14 protein-coding genes are annotated in these 18,285 nt (G+C 43.7%); 10 read left to right on the top strand and 4 right to left on the bottom strand.

Annotated elements, in window-relative coordinates:
- Positions 1–52 precede the first annotated feature (52 nt).
- The 4 genes from AB9H30_RS13525 (at position 53) to AB9H30_RS13510 (ending at position 5,321) form a co-directional block, all read left to right on the top strand.
- Positions 53–751, top strand: coding sequence for a YjbF family lipoprotein (locus AB9H30_RS13525; RefSeq protein ID WP_371195226.1), 699 nt, complete (start codon positions 53–55; stop codon positions 749–751).
- Entirely contained in the window at positions 751–1,485 is a 735-nt protein-coding gene (locus AB9H30_RS13520; RefSeq protein ID WP_371195225.1) for a capsule biosynthesis GfcC family protein, read from the top strand. The genes AB9H30_RS13525 and AB9H30_RS13520 overlap by 1 nt, the downstream gene beginning before the upstream one ends.
- Positions 1,482–3,587: a YjbH domain-containing protein gene (locus tag AB9H30_RS13515; protein ID WP_371195224.1), complete on the top strand. Its 2,106-nt coding sequence runs from the start codon at positions 1,482–1,484 to the stop codon at positions 3,585–3,587. The genes AB9H30_RS13520 and AB9H30_RS13515 overlap by 4 nt, the downstream gene beginning before the upstream one ends.
- 183 nt (positions 3,588–3,770) lie before the next feature.
- Positions 3,771–5,321 carry a CotH kinase family protein gene (locus tag AB9H30_RS13510; RefSeq protein ID WP_371195223.1) on the top strand — a complete coding sequence of 517 codons (1,551 nt, stop codon included), beginning with the start codon at positions 3,771–3,773 and terminating at the stop codon, positions 5,319–5,321.
- Between the two features lie 68 nt (positions 5,322–5,389).
- On the opposite strand, the gene pyk is transcribed toward AB9H30_RS13510, so the two are convergent.
- Positions 5,390–6,826 (bottom strand): pyruvate kinase, encoded by a 1,437-nt coding sequence (gene pyk / locus AB9H30_RS13505; protein WP_371195222.1) that lies wholly within the window; start codon positions 6,824–6,826, stop codon positions 5,390–5,392.
- 12 nt (positions 6,827–6,838) lie between these two features.
- Positions 6,839–7,693, bottom strand: a complete 855-nt coding sequence (locus AB9H30_RS13500) for a MurR/RpiR family transcriptional regulator (RefSeq protein WP_371195221.1) — start codon at positions 7,691–7,693, stop codon at positions 6,839–6,841.
- 353 nt (positions 7,694–8,046) lie between these two features.
- Here AB9H30_RS13500 and zwf point away from each other — a divergent pair, with 353 nt between their 5' ends.
- The 5 genes from zwf to AB9H30_RS13475 are packed head-to-tail and all read left to right on the top strand — an operon-like array spanning position 8,047 to position 13,688.
- Positions 8,047–9,540: a glucose-6-phosphate dehydrogenase gene (gene zwf, locus AB9H30_RS13495; RefSeq protein WP_371195220.1), complete on the top strand. Its 1,494-nt coding sequence runs from the start codon at positions 8,047–8,049 to the stop codon at positions 9,538–9,540.
- Positions 9,541–9,543: 3 nt separating this feature from the next.
- Positions 9,544–10,236 (top strand): 6-phosphogluconolactonase, encoded by a 693-nt coding sequence (pgl, locus tag AB9H30_RS13490; RefSeq protein WP_371195219.1) that lies wholly within the window; start codon positions 9,544–9,546, stop codon positions 10,234–10,236.
- A gap of 8 nt (positions 10,237–10,244) precedes the next feature.
- Positions 10,245–12,080 (top strand): phosphogluconate dehydratase, encoded by a 1,836-nt coding sequence (gene edd, locus AB9H30_RS13485; protein WP_371195218.1) that lies wholly within the window; start codon positions 10,245–10,247, stop codon positions 12,078–12,080.
- Entirely contained in the window at positions 12,077–13,054 is a 978-nt protein-coding gene (glk, locus tag AB9H30_RS13480) for a glucokinase (RefSeq protein ID WP_371195217.1), read from the top strand. The genes edd and glk overlap by 4 nt, the downstream gene beginning before the upstream one ends.
- Positions 13,044–13,688, top strand: coding sequence for a bifunctional 4-hydroxy-2-oxoglutarate aldolase/2-dehydro-3-deoxy-phosphogluconate aldolase (locus AB9H30_RS13475; RefSeq protein ID WP_371195216.1), 645 nt, complete (start codon positions 13,044–13,046; stop codon positions 13,686–13,688). Before glk ends, AB9H30_RS13475 begins: the two co-directional genes overlap by 11 nt.
- Positions 13,689–13,698: 10 nt before the next feature.
- Here the strand turns inward: AB9H30_RS13475 and AB9H30_RS13470 are convergent, their stop codons facing one another.
- Complete coding sequence (locus tag AB9H30_RS13470) at positions 13,699–14,625, bottom strand: D-hexose-6-phosphate mutarotase (RefSeq protein ID WP_371195215.1); 927 nt, start codon at positions 14,623–14,625, stop codon at positions 13,699–13,701.
- A 192-nt stretch (positions 14,626–14,817) separates the two neighbouring features.
- The gene (gene gap, locus AB9H30_RS13465) at positions 14,818–15,813 is read right to left on the bottom strand and encodes a type I glyceraldehyde-3-phosphate dehydrogenase (RefSeq protein ID WP_371195214.1); all 996 of its coding nucleotides are present in this window, start codon (positions 15,811–15,813) and stop codon (positions 14,818–14,820) included.
- Positions 15,814–16,085: 272 nt separating this feature from the next.
- Between gap and malQ the strand changes: the two genes are divergently transcribed.
- Positions 16,086–18,278, top strand: coding sequence for a 4-alpha-glucanotransferase (malQ, locus tag AB9H30_RS13460; RefSeq protein ID WP_371195213.1), 2,193 nt, complete (start codon positions 16,086–16,088; stop codon positions 18,276–18,278).
- The last annotated feature ends 7 nt before the right edge of the window (positions 18,279–18,285 follow it).

Genomic DNA, 18,285 nt, shown 5'->3' with positions numbered 1-18,285 from the left:
AAGCCGCCTGAAGGCGGCTTTTTTGTTCGTCGCCCTGCTAAAGTGAGAAAAGATGAAAGCGCCGAAAAGAGCCATTTGTTTGGCCATTGCTTTTTCTACATTTTTATTTGCTTGCTCCCCAACACAACAAGCCTATCAACAAAATGTAAAATTATACTTTTCTAGCAATAAAGACGTGATTCTGCCTAATGATCGTATTGCTGATTCTTCTGCCGATCTTATTTATGTTAAAAATGGTGAAAGACCGGTCGTTACTATGGCGCTTGCTTTCATTGAAGACGGTCAGTACAAATGGCTATCAAGAGATGACGCAATGATAATTACTGACCATGGACGAATAGCGCGTATGGTCGGTTTTAAAAAAAATTTATTGTACGTAAGTAATATTCATTCTGACCCGATTCAATTTGGTGCGCAGATGCCTCAGCACTCTAGTCAATGGGCGAGAAAAATAGATACAGATCTTGGTGATATCGGGGTGGCGCTTAAATCAGTCATAGACAAAACAGAAGACATCTCAGTAACTATCCAAGGCATTGAATTTTCTACGGTTAAGCTAGAGGAGCATGTTTCATACAATAGTAGCGTGCATGGACAGCAAAGTTGGTCAAATACATTCTGGTTTGAAAGCAACACCGGGCAACTTATCAAATCTTCACAGATGCTTGCGCCCAATATAGACAGGCTCGATATTAGCTATGTGAGTAGAGCTCTGCGCATTATAAGTAAAAGCAACAAGGAGGGCAGTTGATGTTCAGAGCCGTCAGTTTGTTTTTTTTATTGATGTGTTGCAGTTTAAGTAACCCTAGCCATGCTAATGTGCAAGTCGAGATAAATGGCGGTGTATACGTTTTCGAAGGCAATCCCCGATTAGCCGAAGTGCTAGCGCCCTTAGCTCAACAGCAAAATTGGTATTGGCCAAGCGCGCAACTTTTTAATTTAGAACTTTCGTCGGTAGAAAAGCAGCGACATGAATTGCTACAAGACCTAAAAGATGAAGCTACGACTGATGGAGTAGTAAATCCAAATTATCAGATGTTAATTTCTGAAATTAGCAATTGGCGCCTTGCTGACCGAATACAAATTGAAATTGATTTCGAGCTTGCTCGGTTTTCTTTGGCGGCTAACCCAAGGTTCGAAAACGGTAATTATTTATTACACTTGGCGCAAAGACCAAAATACATTTACGTGTTTGGCGCAGTCCAAATACCGGCTACCCTAAGTTCGCCTGACAATCAATGTTTGCATTCAGTAATAAAGGATATGGTTCGTTTAGATATCGCAGATCCTAGTTATGTATACCTTATTCTGCCCACAGGGAAAATTGAAAAGGTGGCTGTGGCTTATTGGAATCGTGGTTGCGTCATTGCTATGCCGGGGTCTTTAGTATACGTGCCAATTAGAGAAAGTCAGTGGTTTAATACAGCTAAGATAATTAATCAAAAAGTCACTGCGTTGGCATTAAATAGAGTGCCATCACAATGAAGAAGAACTTTCGATATCTATTTTTGTTATGTCCTTTGTTGGCTATTAATACATCTATCGCGGAGTCAAGACAGAACGCGGACGGCGGTCGTTCAAACACCTCACAGATGATCCGCGGTGGAGTAGGCCTAATCCAAACGCCTACCGCTCGAATGGCTGAAGAAGGCTCATTTACTGTCAACTATAGCGATATTGATCAATACCGGTTTTGGACGGCAAGTATTCAATTGTTTCCTTGGTTGGAGTCCACTGTTAGATATACAGACGTGCGCACTCGGCTGTATAGCCCATTCCCAGGTTTTAGTGGTGACCAAACGCTGAAAGATAAAGGTATCGATGTTAAGTTTCGGCTAATAAAAGAAAGCTTTTATCTGCCTGAGGTGTCGTTTGGGTTGACTGATATTGGTGGCACAGGCTTTTTTAGCAGTGAATTTATTAATTTTAGTAAAGCCTATGGGCCTTTAGATTTTCATGTGGGTTTCGGCACAGGCTATTTGGGTGCCGGTGGTAATATTTCCAATCCATTTTGCCAGTTACGCGATTCTTTCTGTGACCGTCCAGGTGGTTTCAGTGGCCAAGGTGGCAAGGTAGATTTTGAAGAGTTCTTTAAAGGCTCAGCATCGGTTTTTGGGGGGATTGAATATCAAACGCCTTGGGAAGGTCTAAGCTTAAAATTAGAGTACGAGGGTAATGATTATCTTAATGATCGTGCAGGGGCTTTGCAGCAAGACTCAAATTGGAACTTTGGCGCGGTATATCAGTATAATAATTGGGATTTTAGTCTCAGCTATCAGCGTGGGAATACTCTAGGCTTTAACATATCTTACAACTTCAATTTTCATACCTTGGAGCAGGTGAAAATCGATGAGCCTCCGCGAGATATTCAAAATAGTGTGCCGGCGGTTTCAATGGAAGTGCTAAACCGACAGCGCCTATATACAGACTTGGTCAATGAAGCGAGTTTCTTGGTGAGTGGAACACATCAAAGCGGCGATGAAATGATTTTTTATGGTGCTCAATTAGGATATCGAGACCATGACGAGGCGACCCAACGCGTGGGCAGAATTTTGGCATCTGAGCTGCCTGAGTCAATTAAAAGCTACAAAATTGTTGAGACCGTTGCACACACGCCAATGCTAGAAACTGAAATTGATGCAGCAGAGTTCAGGGCAGCGGCTCGATTAGACCGCTTAGAAACAGACATTGCAAGCACCTACAGGCGCCAAAACCCAAATGCATATAGCCATGAAAATTATTCACCCAATGAAGAGTCTGGTATCTTATTTGGCATTGACGCATTTTGGATACAAACCTTTGGTAACCCAGAGGATTTTTATTTGTATCAGGGTGGCGCGTTTATCAACACAGGTTATGCGTTTAATCCTAATTTCTCCGTTAAAGGTGGCTTGAAAGTCACTTTGGTGGAAAACTTCGATAAGTTCAATTTCCTTGTTGACGGTCAACAGAGCACTTTGCCAAGAGTTCGTACTTTAGTGAGAGAGTACGTGACCAATGGCAATATCAACCTAGAAAATGCATATATGCATTGGTTTGATAAGCTTACCGACAATACCTTTGTTCAAGTGTATGGAGGTTACCTTGAAACCATGTTTGGCGGTGTGGGTACAGAAATTTTATATCGTCCAGTCGACAGTACTTTATCATTTGGCTTAGATCTTAACTACGTCAAACAGCGCGATTTTGACAGTCAAACAGCATTCTTTGACTATGAGGCATTTACTGGGCATGCGACGATGTATTGGCAACCTGATTTTCTGCCCGACATGCAGCTAAAAGTAAGCGCTGGTCAATTTCTAGCAAAAGACCGTGGTGTAAACCTTGATCTTGCAAAGCGTTTCGACAGCGGCATTATTGTGGGGGCTTTTGCGGCTTTTACCAATGTATCAGCTGAGGAATATGGTGAGGGCAGTTTCACTAAAGGCTTCTATATATCAATCCCGTTTGACATGTTCTCGTTTGCACCTTCAAAAGGACGCGGACGTATTCCGTGGATACCCATAGGCCGAGACGGTGGGCAGATGCTTAACCGTCCAATAGCACTAAGAGATTTGACCGAGATACGTTCTCCATTTTATGACTAGATGATATGGTTGATTAAATCTAGTGAAGTGTGTCAGCCTGAAATGAATACGCAGTAAATTCCCAAAAGTCCTTGTGGTTCAGTTTAGCCCCTGACTTGAAGAAGCTTATGACTAAAGGTAACCTACGACTTAAGCGCTGAGCGAATCCCATGCTACAGCAAGGCTCTATGGGCGTTAATATTAATGAATAAGACCTATACATCGTTACTCAAGGCTTGTGGCCTAATCTTGCTGGTATTCGGCACATTTGGCTGCGGTGGCTCATCGTCGAGCACAAAAGCTCCTGCTGCACCCACTTTACCAAACACTCCTCCCGCTCAAGCGGCTAATATTATGCAGTTTGGGTTCTACCAAACGGCTAATCCTAGTTTAAGTGCCAACGTCATACTCGAAATTGAGGGAACCAACATTGTTGGACGAGTGCCAGACAATATTAATGTGAATACACTAGTTGCTAGTTTTTTCCATACTGGCAGTGAGGTTAAAGTTAATAACCTGATTCAAACCAGTGGTCAAACTGCAAACGACTTTACTCAAAAACAACAATATACAGTTACCAGCAGTGATGGCAGCAGTCGTCAATACACCGTTGATTTGACCCGCTTTACTGGTCTTCCCGTTGTTTATTTAAATACCGATGGTAATGTATCTATTACCTCAAAGGACGATTATATCAATGGTCAGATATTGATTACTGGAACAAGAGATTACCTAAGTCTTCCCGCAGTTGACATGGAAATACGTGGCCGAGGAAATTCTACTTGGCAGCATCCAAAAAAGCCTTATCAAATGAAGTTAACAGACAAATCTGAAATATTGGGCATGCCTTCAGATAAAAAGTGGTTGTTCATTGCTGAGTATTCCGACAAGACTATGCTTCGTAATAAAATTGCCTTTGAATTAGGCTATATGAGTAAGTTGTCATGGACACCGAAGAGTGAATTTGCTGAGGTGTATCTCAATGATGATTACATCGGGACTTATCACATTACTGAAAAGGTAGAGGAGGGCGATAGCCGAGTTGTTTTGGCAGACGTTGGCTACTTGTTAGAAATAGATCAGTTGGAGCGTTTGGACAGCGATGATGTTTACTTTAATACTGCTCGATTTTTAATTAACATCAAAGAGCCTGAAGTCAATTGGGCTAGCGCTGAACTAGCTGAGGTGAGCGCGATTATAAATGAATTTGAAAGCGCCTTGTTTGCCAGTAACTTTAAAGACCAAACTTCGGGCTATTCTGCTTATATAGATTTAGACAGCTTTATTGACTGGTATTTGATCAGTGAAATTACCAAAAATGTCGATTCCAGATCATGGTCGAGTATCTACCTTAATGTTATTCCCGGTAAGAAAATCAAAATGGGTCCACTATGGGACTTTGATCTATCTTTTGGCAACGTTGATTATGCTGATAGCCAATATCCAGAAGGCTTTTGGATCAAAGAGCATCAATGGTATCAACGGCTTTTTCAAGACCCCGCGTTTGTGACAAAGGTCCAAGAACGATTTGTATTTTTTAAAGAAAACCAAGCTACCATCATTGGGATGATCGATGAATATGCGAATAGGCTAAAGTGGGCGCAGCAAGAAAACGACAATCGCTGGCAAACCTTAGGTATATATGTGTGGCCGAATCCAGTGGTGTTTGATACACATCAACAAGAGGTTGACTACTTGAAAAATTGGTTAAATGTGAGAATGCAGTGGTTAGAAGAAGCGCTAAACGCTCTGTAGTGGCTTTGCTTAGTCTATAAAAAAGCGTGAGACCTATATCTCACGCTTTTTGTTATTGGCGAATTCGTTCAGGCTATGGTGACGACTTTACAGGCGTTGGTAGCCCCTTCCGTCTCCATGGTGTCGCCATAAGTTAAGATAAACTGATCGCCTATTCCTAATCTGCCGCTATTTTTCAATGCCGTCATTACGTCTTTAGTCATTTCGCCAGGCGCACTTTTTGTTGAATCAAAAAATATGGGGATAACACCTCGATATAGCGCCATGCTATTAAGCGTACGCTGATGTCTAGACAGCGCGAAGATTGGCAATGAAGAGGTGATTCTCGACATCAGCTTAGGGGTTGTGCCACTCTCGGTTAAACCAACTATAGCTTTTATAGAGGACAAGTGATTGGCTGAGTAAACTGCTGACATGGCGACAGTTTCAGTCACGCTATCAAATTTTTCTTCTAGACGATGTTTAGAAACTTTCACACTGGTATGAGTCTCAGCGCCTTCGCAAACTCGCGCCATTGCCAATACCGTTTCAACAGGATATGCACCCGCTGCTGTTTCAGCCGATAGCATCACAGCGTCGGTACCGTCTAAAACCGCATTTGCAACATCCATAACTTCTGCGCGGGTCGGCATCGGACTTTCAATCATCGATTCCATCATTTGCGTGGCGGTAATTACCACTCGATTGAGCTGTCTAGAACGAGCAATAAGTTTCTTTTGCACCCCCACCAATTCAGCATCACCGATTTCAACGCCTAAATCGCCGCGAGCTACCATTACCGCGTCAGAGGCAAGAATGATATCGTCAATTGCTTCGTCGGAAGCAACCGTTTCTGCGCGCTCTACTTTGGCGCATATTTTTGCAAAACATCCAGCTTTTTCAGCCAATTCGCGGGCATAGTGGAGGTCGGCACCAGAGCGAGGAAAGCTAACAGCTAAATAGTCCACTTCCATTGCTGCGGCAGTCACAATATCTTCTTTGTCCTTTGCGGTTAGGGCCTCAGCAGACAGGCCTCCGCCTAAACGGTTGATGCCCTTGTTGTTCGATAGTTTGCCGGCAACGGTAACTTTAGTGTGAACCTTTTTGCCAACTACCGACACGACTCTCAGTTGAATTCTGCCGTCGTCCAGCAATAATATATCATCTGCGTTTACATCGTCAGGCAAAGCTTTGTAGTCGATGCCTACTTGGGTTTCGTCACCATCGAACTTTCCAAGTTCAGCATCTAGGATGAAATCTTGATCATGTTTTAAAATGACGGAGTCATTCTTGAAACGAGACACGCGAATTTTGGGGCCTTGTAAATCGCCTAAAATTGCAACATGAGTATTTAACTTTTTAGCCGCGGCTCGTACTCGCTGAGCTCTGAGAATATGGTCTTCTGCTTGACCATGTGAAAAGTTCATACGTACGACATTTGCACCAGCTTTAATGATTGCTTCAATCATTTCACTGGTATCAGTTGCTGGTCCGAGGGTTGCTAGTATCTTTGTTCTACGTGCCATAGTTGACTTGCCTTAGGTATTTTCTGTTCGATTAAAACGAGATCCGCGCAAAGTATCTTTGACGCGCTTTAAATTTTCGCGAAACTTATTACCGCGTCGCAAAGTAAAACCGGTTGCTAACACATCGATTAAGGTCAGTTGCGCTATACGCGATGCCATAGGCATGTACAGGTCGGTATCCTCTGGTACAGATAACGACAACACATAATTACATGCTTTTGATAAGGGGCTACCAGCGGTTGTAATACCAACTACTGTAGCGTCATTTTCGCGCGCGATGTTGGCTACATCAACAAGTGATTTAGTGCGGCCGGTGTGCGAGATGCAAATGACTACATCGCCTTCTACGCTGTTCATTACGCTCATTCTTTGCATTAATATGTCATCAAAATGCACGACTGGAACATTGAAGCGGAAAAATTTATTGACGGCATCATGAGCAACCGATGCCGACGCTCCTAAGCCAAAAAATGAAATCTTTCGTGCTTGAGTGAGTAAGTCGACCACTCGATTAACCATAGCAGTGTCGACTGATTGTCGAGCGACTTCTAAAGATGCCATAGTAGATTCAAAAATTTTATTCGTGTATTCAACTGGCCCATCAAATTCATCTACGTGGCGATTCACATAAGGCGTGCCGTTAGCTAAGCTTTGGGCTAAGTGTAGTTTGAAATCTGGATAACCTTTTGTATCGAGGCGTCGGCAAAACCTGTTGACAGTAGGCTCGCTGACATTCGACATTTTTGCTAGAGAGGCAATACTTGAATGAATAGCAACTTGGGGATTCGCCAGAATGACTTCAGCGACCTTTTTCTCAGATTTACTGAATTCCAACATGTCTTGTGATATTTTTTCGAGAATATTCATAATGTTTAATTTACTCGCAGTCACGAAGCCTTGGTTTTGTAACAATATTACCGTTAAAAAGTAAATTTGTCATTTTTGTTGTAACTTTTAGACAAAAATAAGCATGCTTACAAGGCTAACACACTTTTAGTAAAGCGAGTAGCAATCCCTTTTGTTTGTAGATTTAATACTTGGGGCTTTGTTTATTATGGATTTGTCGACCTTTTATGTATTTGCATAAAATATTTCGAAGCCGCTTTAACGTAATAATTGCGACGAAAATGCAACAAATTCATTTGTAATTTTACTACATTTATTGTTTACTGTGTGCAACATCAAAAGTGATTGAATTCCAATGCTCATTTGAGGCAATTATGGTATCTGAACTAAAATATGAACCTATTGATTTTGTGTTGTTTGGTACAAAAGGCGACCTTGCAAGACGAAAACTTCTCCCGTCATTATATCAGCTAGAAAAAGCTAAACTTCTGCATGAAGGCACCAAAATTGTTGGCGTGGCCCGTCAAGAGGTAACGCACGAAGAGTACCTAGACTTAGTAAAAGACAATATTGAAAACTTCTCTGGAGACGCGCTTTGCGAAGAAACGTGGACAAAATTTGAAGCACGCCTAGATTACGTGAAAATCGATCTCACCGATGCCCCATCATATTCGGCGCTTTGCGAGCACGTAAACGTTGATCGGACAATGGTATGCTATTTTGCCACTGCACCTTCGTTGTTCGGTAATATTTGCGAAGGTATGGACAGTGCCAAAATTATCGATGAAAGCGTGCGTGTGGTGCTTGAAAAACCTATCGGACAAGATTTGGTGTCTTCAAAAGCAATTAACAACAAAGTTGCTGAATATTTTTCTGAAAAACAAATTTATCGCATAGATCATTATTTAGGCAAAGAAACCGTGCTTAACTTGATAGCGTTGCGCTTTGCAAATTCTATCTTTGCGACTAACTGGGATCATAACTGCATTGATCATGTGCAAATAAGTGTTGCTGAATCCGTTGGTATTGAAGGGCGTTGGGGCTATTTTGATGACGCCGGCCAGATGCGTGATATGGTGCAAAATCACCTCTTGCAGATATTGTCACTGGTCGCGATGGAACCTCCTACTACGCTTGATGCTGACAGTATTCGCGATGAAAAACTAAAAGTACTCAAAGCGCTACGTCCAATTAATGCTTCCAACTTTCATGATAAAACAGTGCGAGGACAATACGCCTCAGGGTTTGTGTCTGGCCATGAAGTGCCTGGTTATTTGGAAGAAGAAGATGCCAACCAAAAAAGCCGCACAGAAACCTTTGTTGCCCTCAAAGTTGAAATCGATAACTGGCGTTGGGCGGGCGTGCCATTCTATTTAAGAACGGGTAAGCGACTGCCAACAAAAGCCAGTGAAATTGTGATTTACTTTAAACGTCAGCCGCACAATTTATTTGGCGCGAGTTTCAGTAAATTACCACCAAACAAACTGGTCATAAGGTTACAACCTGAAGAAGGCGTTGAAGTCACCATCATGAATAAAGTCCCTGGGCTGACAAGCACGGGCTCTATGGACTTACAAAAATCAAAACTAGATTTGAGTTTTTCTGAGGAGTTTGCAGACCAACGCATAGCCGATGCTTATGAAAAACTCCTCCTTGAAGTCATGATAGGTAATCAAGCCTTGTTTGTTAGGCGAGATGAGGTCGAGCAAGCATGGACGTGGGTAGACTCAATTATGCAAGCATGGAAAAGCACTAGCGAAGCTCCTGAGCAATATCAAGCCGGTACGTGGGGACCCGTTTCTTCAATAGGGCTGCTCGCAAAAGAAGGCCGCAGTTGGTACGAAAGTAAAATTAAAAAGAAGGTATGAGCTGTGTCTGTTGAAAATCATGAGTATGCAAATAGTGAAGAATTGGTCAATGCTTTTAGTCAGCAAATTGCAGGTATACTAAAAGATGCTATTGCAGAAAAAGGAACTGCGTCCATTGCAGTAAGCGGGGGATCGACGCCTAAGCCACTTTTTCAAGCGCTATCAAATATTGAATTAGCGTGGGCAAAAGTTAATGTAACCTTAGTTGACGAGCGTTGGGTAAACGCTACTCATGAGGCTAGCAATGAGAAGCTAGTGCGAGAAAACTTGCTGGTAAATAGAGCGGGTGCAGCAAATTTTATCTCAATGACTACCGCCGATGACAACGCAGAGGACGCAGTAGAGGAAATCAGCGCACGCCTCGAACATATGGGCATGCCGATTGATGTGTTGATATTGGGTATGGGCGAAGATGGCCATACCGCATCACTGTTTCCTTGTTCGGAGCAGATTGCTGAAGGCTTAAACCTTAACCGCAAACAGTTAGTGTTGGCGACGCAGCCGACCACAGCACCTCATCAACGGATGTCTTTAAGTTTGGCAAGTATTATTGCAAGTAAACATGTTTTTTTGCACATAAGCGGTGATAAAAAACGCACAGTATTAGAACAAGCATTGTCTCAACATACCGCAATCGAAAAGCCCATTAAAGCGGTTTGTGACAATTGTAACGTTAACTTAATTTGGGCCCCATAGGTGGAAATATGAATCCGATTATTCAGGATGTTACCGATCGAATTATAGAGCGAAGTCAAAAGGCTCGCGCTCAATACCTGTCTAAAATAGACAAGGCCAGAAGACAAGGCCCACATCGCGGCGCACTATCGTGTGGAAACTTAGCCCACGGGTTTGCGGCGTGTGGCAAAGAAGATAAATCAGATCTTCGCAGTATGGTAAAAGCAAATATTGCCATTGTATCGTCTTACAACGATATGCTCAGTGCCCATCAACCTTATGAAAGCTATCCACAAAAGTTAAAAGATGCAATAACAGCTGTTGGCAGCGTAGCTCAATTTGCGGGCGGTGTGCCGGCTATGTGTGACGGCGTGACCCAGGGCAACCCTGGTATGGAATTGAGTCTAATGAGTCGCGACAATATCGCAATGGGCGCTGCCATTGGCTTATCGCATAATATGTTTGACGGCGCACTGATGCTGGGGATCTGCGATAAAATCGTCCCTGGTCTTCTGTTGGGCGGATTGAGCTTTGGCCATTTGCCGACTATTTTTGTGCCGGCAGGACCGATGCCCTCAGGCTTACCAAATAAAGAAAAGGCACGAGTCAGACAAGCATTTGCAGAAGGAAAAGCAGATCGCGAAGCACTTCTTGAAGCCGAATCTCAGTCTTATCACAGTGCGGGCACCTGTACCTTTTATGGCACTGCAAATAGTAATCAACTGGTAGTAGAAATAATGGGACTGCATTTACCAGGCTCATCGTTTGTAAACCCCGGCACTGCATTACGCGATGCACTAACCGATGCCGCGGCGCGCCAGGTTACTCGACTGACTGATTTAGGTGACAACTATACGCCAATTGGTCATGTTGTAGATGCTAAAGCAATGATTAATGGTATCGTTGGTTTGCTCGCTACCGGCGGTTCAACTAACCACACCATGCATTTGGTGGCAGTTGCAAGGGCAGCCGGCGTGATCATTAACTGGGATGATTTTTCTGACATTTCGCGCGCTACCCCTCTTATCACCCGTATTTATCCGAATGGTTCAGCGGATATCAACCACTTTACCGCTGCGGGCGGCATGTCATTGTTGTTCAAACAACTCAGGGACAGCGGTTTGATTCATAATGACGTGACCACAATTTGTGGAAAGGGTCTAGATCAATATACGAAAGAACCAAAATTAAAAGATGGTGAATTAGTGTGGGAAGACGGCCCGGGTGAATCATTCGATACCACTGTGTTTGCCGATATCAAAACCCCATTTAAACCCGATGGTGGCTTATCTGTGCTGCATGGTAATTTAGGCCGAGCGGTAATAAAAACGTCAGCCTTACGAGAGCCGAATTGCCACATGAAAGCACCGGCGGTTGTGTTTGAAGATCAGTATGCGCTTGATGCCGCGTTCCAATCAGGTGAGCTGGACCGTGACTGTATTGTTGTTGTACGTTTTCAAGGGCCTTCGGCGATCGGCATGCCTGAGTTGCACAGACTAACGCCGCCGCTAGGAGTATTACAAGACCGTGGCTTTAAAGTTGCACTGGTGACAGATGGACGCATGTCTGGTGCTTCAGGAAAAGTGCCTGCTGCCATTCACCTCACGCCTGAAGCTTATAAAGGGGGCTTGATAGGCAAAGTGAAAACAGGGGATATCATTGAGATTGATACGACCACTAACGCCATTACCTTACATGTATCTGAGCAGGAGTTAGCCAGCCGAGAGCAAGCCTCAATCGATTTGACGGAAAGTCATCACGGCATGGGGCGTGAATTATTTGCCGGCATGCGCTCTACATTATCGGGTGCAGAGCAGGGTGCGTGTTCGCTATTTTTTGAGCAAAACCCGGAATTGGATGCATGAATAGCCTAGGTCAGAAGTTTGTCGCGGATGTCGGGGGAACCAATATCCGCTTAGGCTTGGTTGAAAATGGTCGGATTTCGACGATCAAAAAATACCTGTGCGTAGACTTTGAGGCCATTGATGATGTGATTTTGCATTTTCAAAAAGAAACGTCAACTAGCCAATTTGTGGCTGGCTGTATTGCGATAGCATGCCCTGTTAACGATGACCTTGTAAAAATGACTAACCATACATGGTCATTTTCGAAAAGAGCCTTACAAGCGCATCTAAAGCTCAATCACCTAGATGTGATAAATGATTACACCGCCATCGCGCACTCACTGCCTCACCTTAATCACAATCAAGTAATACAGATCGGCGAAGGGCATGCTAAAGAGCATGGCAATATCGCGGTGTTTGGTCCGGGCACTGGTTTGGGGGTTGAGCACTTAACGTGGACTCAAAACGGCTGGCATACCCTTGACGGTGAAGGTGGTCATGTAGACTTCGCGCCTACTGATGAAGACGATCTTATCATTTGGCGCTATTTGTTTAAAAAGTTTGGTCGCGCGTCGGCTGAAGAGGCACTATCAGGGCGCGGTATCGTTAATATTTACTGCGCATTTTGCGAGGATGCCGGCATTGTCCCTAAATTCTCTAAACCATCTGATGTAACCTCGGCGGGCTTGGACAACAGCGATCCAATGGCACATAAGGCCATCGCGCATTTCTGCCAGATTATGGGTAGCTTTGCAGGTAATTTGGCGCTGAACTTGTGTACTACTGGCGGCATATTTATTGGCGGTGGTATCACCAGTAAACTTCAGGATTTCTTTTTGCAAAGCCGCTTTCGTGAAAAATTTGAAGCAAAGGGAGGGATGTCAAATTATGTCAATACTATCCCTACTTATCTTATTAATGAGCCCGACCATGGTTTACTGGGCGCGCTCGCGTATTTAATTCAACAAACACAGAGAATACAAGATGATAAATAATTGGCAAAATACGTCTGCAGACATTTTCGATCAAGGGCCTGTAGTACCGGTGCTAGTGATTGAAAATGTGGAAGATGCGCTACCGATTGCTGAAGCCTTACTAAAAGGCGGCATCAATGTACTTGAAGTGACATTAAGAACTGCTTCAGCGATGCAAATCATTGAAAGGATCGCAAAAGAAATGCCAGAAGCTTATATTGGTGCAGGCACAGTCACTAATCGCCAGCAACTTAAAGCGGTTACCGAGGCAGGGGCTAAGTTTGCAATAAGCCCTGGCTTGACTGCTGACTTATTAGCTGCAGGTAAAGAAGGCAGCATACCGCTCATACCGGGTGTCTCGAATATCTCTGACCTAATGAAAGCAAACGACGCTGGATATGATCACTTGAAATTTTTTCCTGCAGAGGCTGCAGGGGGCGTGAAAGCGCTTAAATCCATTGGCGGGCCGTTTCCCAACACCATCTTTTGTCCAACGGGTGGAATTGGACCCGGTAATTATCTAGATTATCTTGCACTACCAAATGTGAAATGTGTGGGCGGCTCTTGGGTGGCGCCTAGCGATGCTATAGAAGACAAGCAGTGGCATATTTTAACTGAGCTTGCTGCTAAAGCCATTGCCGATACAAAATCTTAATTAGTCATGCTTAGCGAAATTGCTGGGTTAGCACATGTTGCTGACCTGGCGATAGTAATATTTCTGGCTCACTCACCGCTTCAATACACAGCATTTTTTTATAGCCTTTAGAACTCATATCTTTCATACCGCGGCTCTTATTTATCCAAGGATTCCAAACTACCGTACCATTGTGTCCAGTCTGCTCAATATTTACCATATCCGCTTGATTTTCGCTTATGCTTATGTTTTGTTTGACCCTGTTGTTTGGCAATGGAGGCAGGCTGTGAACACGGTCGGTTTCGCCGACTATTTGATAAGGTTTAGGACTAAGATTGCCAGCACTATCATCTAATTTATTATAGTAATTTGAGTCAAGGCCATGAATGCTTATTTGCTGAATGTCTGAGATGGCGAAGTAGGAATGAATAGCTTGTGACAAAGCGATGGTCTGCTGGCTATTGTTGTAGGTGCTCAATTTGATTTCGCAAGTGCTACCTATGCTTATGTTCAATATCAGTTCTAATCCTTTTGGTACCTCATGAAGTCCTAATTGGCTAGGTACAAGCGTACAGACAGTGTCGATGATCTTGCCCTCGCTATTGCTAGTTTCTTGAACTTTCAATAGTGTCCAAATTTGGGTTCTTACAAATCCATGACTTGGCGCACCAATTACCCGTTTGTTTGCACCAAACCACGGCCAGCAAATCGGCACGCCTCCACGAATCGGGGTCTCAGAGTCATATATCGCCTTTTCGCTGAGCCACAGCCTGTCGCGTTTATCAACGTTAGGCACATAAGATAGGAGGTGCCCGCCAAATAATGATATGCGTGCGCTTGCAACATGATTGTTTATTAATAAACAAGCTCCAAATCGGGCTTGCTCAAACTCGACGCTAGGGTTTGCGTTGATGATGTCTTTTAGTTCATCAGGCATATGGTTTGCAGGAGATGGCATAATCTATGTGCTCAATAACGCTCAGGGCTATGTTGTTGTTCGTTAGTGTAACCAAGTAAAGCAGTTTCATCTATGTTTATAAGCGATGTTTATAGACAAGCAATTTAGTTCTGGGCACGGCGTAAAATACAAAAAAAGCGCAGGATAAGTGCGCTCTTTTGATGACCAATAGGACTTGGTAACTAAATCTAATTACTCGCTAATATGCGCAACTAAATCTAATACACGATGGGAATAGCCCATTTCGTTGTCATACCATGCTACAAATTTCACAAAGGTATCGGTCAGTGCTATGCCCGCTTTTGCATCGACAATGGATGAATGTTTATCACCAATAAAATCTTGAGAAACAACATCATCTTCTGTGTAGCCTAAAATTCCTTTCAGGGTGGTCTCTGAGGCAAGTTTAAGTGCGGCGCAAATATCAGCATAGCTAGCCGGTTTTTCGAGGTTGACAGTCAAATCCACCACCGAAACATCAGCAGTTGGCACTCGAAACGCCATACCAGTGAGTTTGCCTTGCAGACTTGGAATAACTTTACCTACGGCTTTTGCCGCGCCGGTTGAAGAGGGGATAATGTTTTGTAGTGCGCCACGACCGCCGCGCCAATCTTTGTGCGATGGACCATCCACTGTTTTTTGAGTGGCTGTCGTTGCATGAACGGTCGTCATTAAACCGTCTTTAATACCAAAGTTATCGTTGAGGACTTTGGCCAATGGTGCAAGACAGTTTGTTGTACAAGAGGCGTTTGATACGATTTGTTGACCATTATATTCATGGTGATTGACGCCCATTACGAACATCGGCGTATCATCTTTAGATGGGGCAGACAGCACCACTTTTTTCGCGCCTGCTTGAATGTGCTTCTGAGCAGTTTCCTGGGTTAAAAACAGGCCAGTAGCATCAACAACGACGTCAACACCGACTTTGTCCCAAGCAAGGTCTGCTGGATCGCGCTCTGCACTAACGCGTATCGATTTGCCATTCACTACAAGATCACCATTTACAACTTCGACGGTACCGTCAAAGCGACCATGAGTAGAGTCGTATTTTAACATATAGGCAATGTAATCAACGTCTAACAAATCATTAATAGCAACTACATTAATGTCTGAACGCTGCGCTGCTGCGCGCAATACTAAGCGGCCGATACGACCAAATCCGTTAATTCCAAGATTTATTGCCATAGAAAATCACCTTTTAGACTCAAATGAGCCTGTTGTTTAATTACGAAAATAAAACATGATTTAAACATAAAAGCCTAGGTTAGTCTATAATATGTTGTTAAATTACAGAAATGTAAATAAAGAGTGAAATGGATTTGAGCAAGCTAAATGGATATAGCTTTTCATCGCATAATTGATATGAATCATGCAAACTATCATTCTTTCGTCAACAGAGCTCGGCGAGCAAGTTCTCACCGAATATGTGCACACAAGATTTAGCAGGAACATAGAACATGACCGATCTTATTGAACACCTTGTTGAGCAACGGGGCATAGGCACTGAGTTTATTGACGCTTGGGGTAAACCAGCGGTGATTGCTCGGCAAACTCAAATTAAGCTGTTAGAAACCTTGGGTTATCCTGTAGATAATGAAGAGGCCTTGTTAACGCAACTCGAAAATGAAGCGATTATAGAATGGCAAACACCTCTCAACAGCGTTTATGTATTCAGAGGCAATGACAATTTACAAGTGGTCATGCGCTGCGTTATTTCTGATGCGGCTGCTAACTATAGTTTACGCATTACCACTGAAGAGGGTGTTAAACACAGTATCAAATTTCAAGCCGTAGACGAGACCTTACTCTTAGCTCAAGAGATTGATGGTTTAGAATGGCATCAATACGCAGTTGATCTGCCGCTATCGTTGCCACTTGGATACCATACTATCGAGCTATATCTGGCTAGGAAAAAACTAGCTTCGGCAAGGCTCATCATGGCACCACAGCGTTGCTTTATACCCAAAGCTATCCAAAAAGGTAAAAAATCATGGGGCTTTTCGGTTCAGCTATATTGTCTGCGAAGTGGGCGCAACTGGGGCATGGGCGATTTTACAGATTTAATTTATTTGGCTGAGCATGCGGCGCAGCTAGGCGCTGACTTCATCGGGCTGAATCCTATTCATCAACTATACCCAGCGAATCCGGATGCATGCTCTCCATATGGTCCAAGTTCGCGTCGTTGGTTGAATTATTTATATATCGATGTTGAACAAGTCGATGGCTTTCAATCGAAAGCCGTACGCACTTGGTTTGAAGAGCAAGGTATTGCCGCCAGACTTGCTAAGCTAAGAGCGGAAGAATGGGTGAACTATGCCGCGGTCGCTGAGATTAAACTTACCGCATTGTCAAAAATATTCGCGGAATATCAGGTCGAGCACCTGAGCAAAGCATCGCCACAAAAACGTGAGTTTGACGCTTTTGTCGAAGCGGGTGGAGACAGCCTTAAAGGGCTAGCGATATTTGAGGCGCTGCAGATGTATCTGAAAGAGCAGGGTGAGGAATATTGGGGCTGGCAGGTATTTCCAGAGCAGTTTCGTAACGCCGACTCGCCCGCAGTGAAGCGCTTTGCTAAAAAGCATGCATCCAGTGTGCAGTTTCACATGTTTTTGCAATTTCAGGCGCAACTGCAGTTTGAAAATGCGAGTAAAGCGGCTACCGATGCGGGTATGTCTATCGGATTGTATCGAGATTTGGCGGTAGGTGTCAGTGATGGAAGTGCTGAAATTTGGAGTAATAAAGACTTATATTGTACCGATGTTAGCATTGGTGCGCCGCCTGATGTGTTGGGACCTCTTGGACAAAAGTGGGGGTTGCCTCCGATGGATCCTGAAATGCTGGTTGAGCAAGCTTATCAGCCTATCATCGATTTATTTAGCTCGAATATGAAAGCATCTGGGGCGCTTCGTATTGACCACGTTATGGCGCTTTTACGGCTTTGGTGGGTGCACAATGACGACGATGCAAGTGATGGTGTTTACGTAAATTATCCGGTTGATGCGCTACTGGCCATTTTAGCTTTAGAAAGTCAGCGGCATCGCTCTCTGGTGATTGGAGAAGACTTAGGTACTGTGCCCGAGGCAATCCGTGAAAAACTGCAGGCCAATGGCGTATTTTCGTATCGCGTATTCTTTTTCGAGCAGGCTGAAGATGGTGGATTTTATTCACCGTCTCACTATCCAGAGCAATCAATGGCGACATTGACGACTCACGATATGCCAACACTCAGCGGCTATTGGCACTGCGATGATCTGAATTTAGGCCGTGAGTTAGGTATATATCCTGATCAAGCTGTATTACAAAATCTGTTTGCAGAGCGTCACGAAAATAAACAGCATATACTAAATACCCTGCATGGCCATGGTTCTATTTCTGAGCAAATAAGTAACGACGTTAACCAAGTTGGTATGACCGAAGCACTTAATTTTGGTATGCAAAAGCATATGGCCCAAGGTTCAAGTGCCTTGCTCAGTTTACAGTTAGAAGACTGGTTACAAATGGATAAACCCGTTAATATTCCGGGAACGTTTGCCGAATATCCAAATTGGCGGCGCAAGCTAACGCACAATTTGGACGAAATATTTGGCAATGCTAATTTGCTCGCTTTAGCCGGTGCTTTAACGCAGAACAGACAAAACGAGAGTAAATAATGCGAGT

This window comes from Glaciecola sp. SC05 (assembly GCF_041380235.1).
Classification (GTDB): Bacteria; Pseudomonadota; Gammaproteobacteria; order Enterobacterales; family Alteromonadaceae; genus Glaciecola.
This window is presented reverse-complemented; position numbering and strand designations above follow the sequence as displayed.

Coding starts and splice junctions, on each gene's coding strand:
- AB9H30_RS13525 (WP_371195226.1), top strand. CDS start 53: ATGAAAGCGCCGAAAAGAGCCATTTGTTTGGCCATTGCTTTTTCTACA.
- AB9H30_RS13520 (WP_371195225.1), top strand. CDS start 751: ATGTTCAGAGCCGTCAGTTTGTTTTTTTTATTGATGTGTTGCAGTTTA.
- AB9H30_RS13515 (WP_371195224.1), top strand. CDS start 1,482: ATGAAGAAGAACTTTCGATATCTATTTTTGTTATGTCCTTTGTTGGCT.
- AB9H30_RS13510 (WP_371195223.1), top strand. CDS start 3,771: ATGAATAAGACCTATACATCGTTACTCAAGGCTTGTGGCCTAATCTTG.
- pyk (WP_371195222.1), bottom strand. CDS start 6,826: ATGGCACGTAGAACAAAGATACTAGCAACCCTCGGACCAGCAACTGAT.
- AB9H30_RS13500 (WP_371195221.1), bottom strand. CDS start 7,693: ATGAATATTCTCGAAAAAATATCACAAGACATGTTGGAATTCAGTAAA.
- zwf (WP_371195220.1), top strand. CDS start 8,047: ATGGTATCTGAACTAAAATATGAACCTATTGATTTTGTGTTGTTTGGT.
- edd (WP_371195218.1), top strand. CDS start 10,245: ATGAATCCGATTATTCAGGATGTTACCGATCGAATTATAGAGCGAAGT.
- glk (WP_371195217.1), top strand. CDS start 12,077: ATGAATAGCCTAGGTCAGAAGTTTGTCGCGGATGTCGGGGGAACCAAT.
- AB9H30_RS13475 (WP_371195216.1), top strand. CDS start 13,044: ATGATAAATAATTGGCAAAATACGTCTGCAGACATTTTCGATCAAGGG.
- AB9H30_RS13470 (WP_371195215.1), bottom strand. CDS start 14,625: ATGCCATCTCCTGCAAACCATATGCCTGATGAACTAAAAGACATCATC.
- gap (WP_371195214.1), bottom strand. CDS start 15,813: ATGGCAATAAATCTTGGAATTAACGGATTTGGTCGTATCGGCCGCTTA.
- malQ (WP_371195213.1), top strand. CDS start 16,086: ATGACCGATCTTATTGAACACCTTGTTGAGCAACGGGGCATAGGCACT.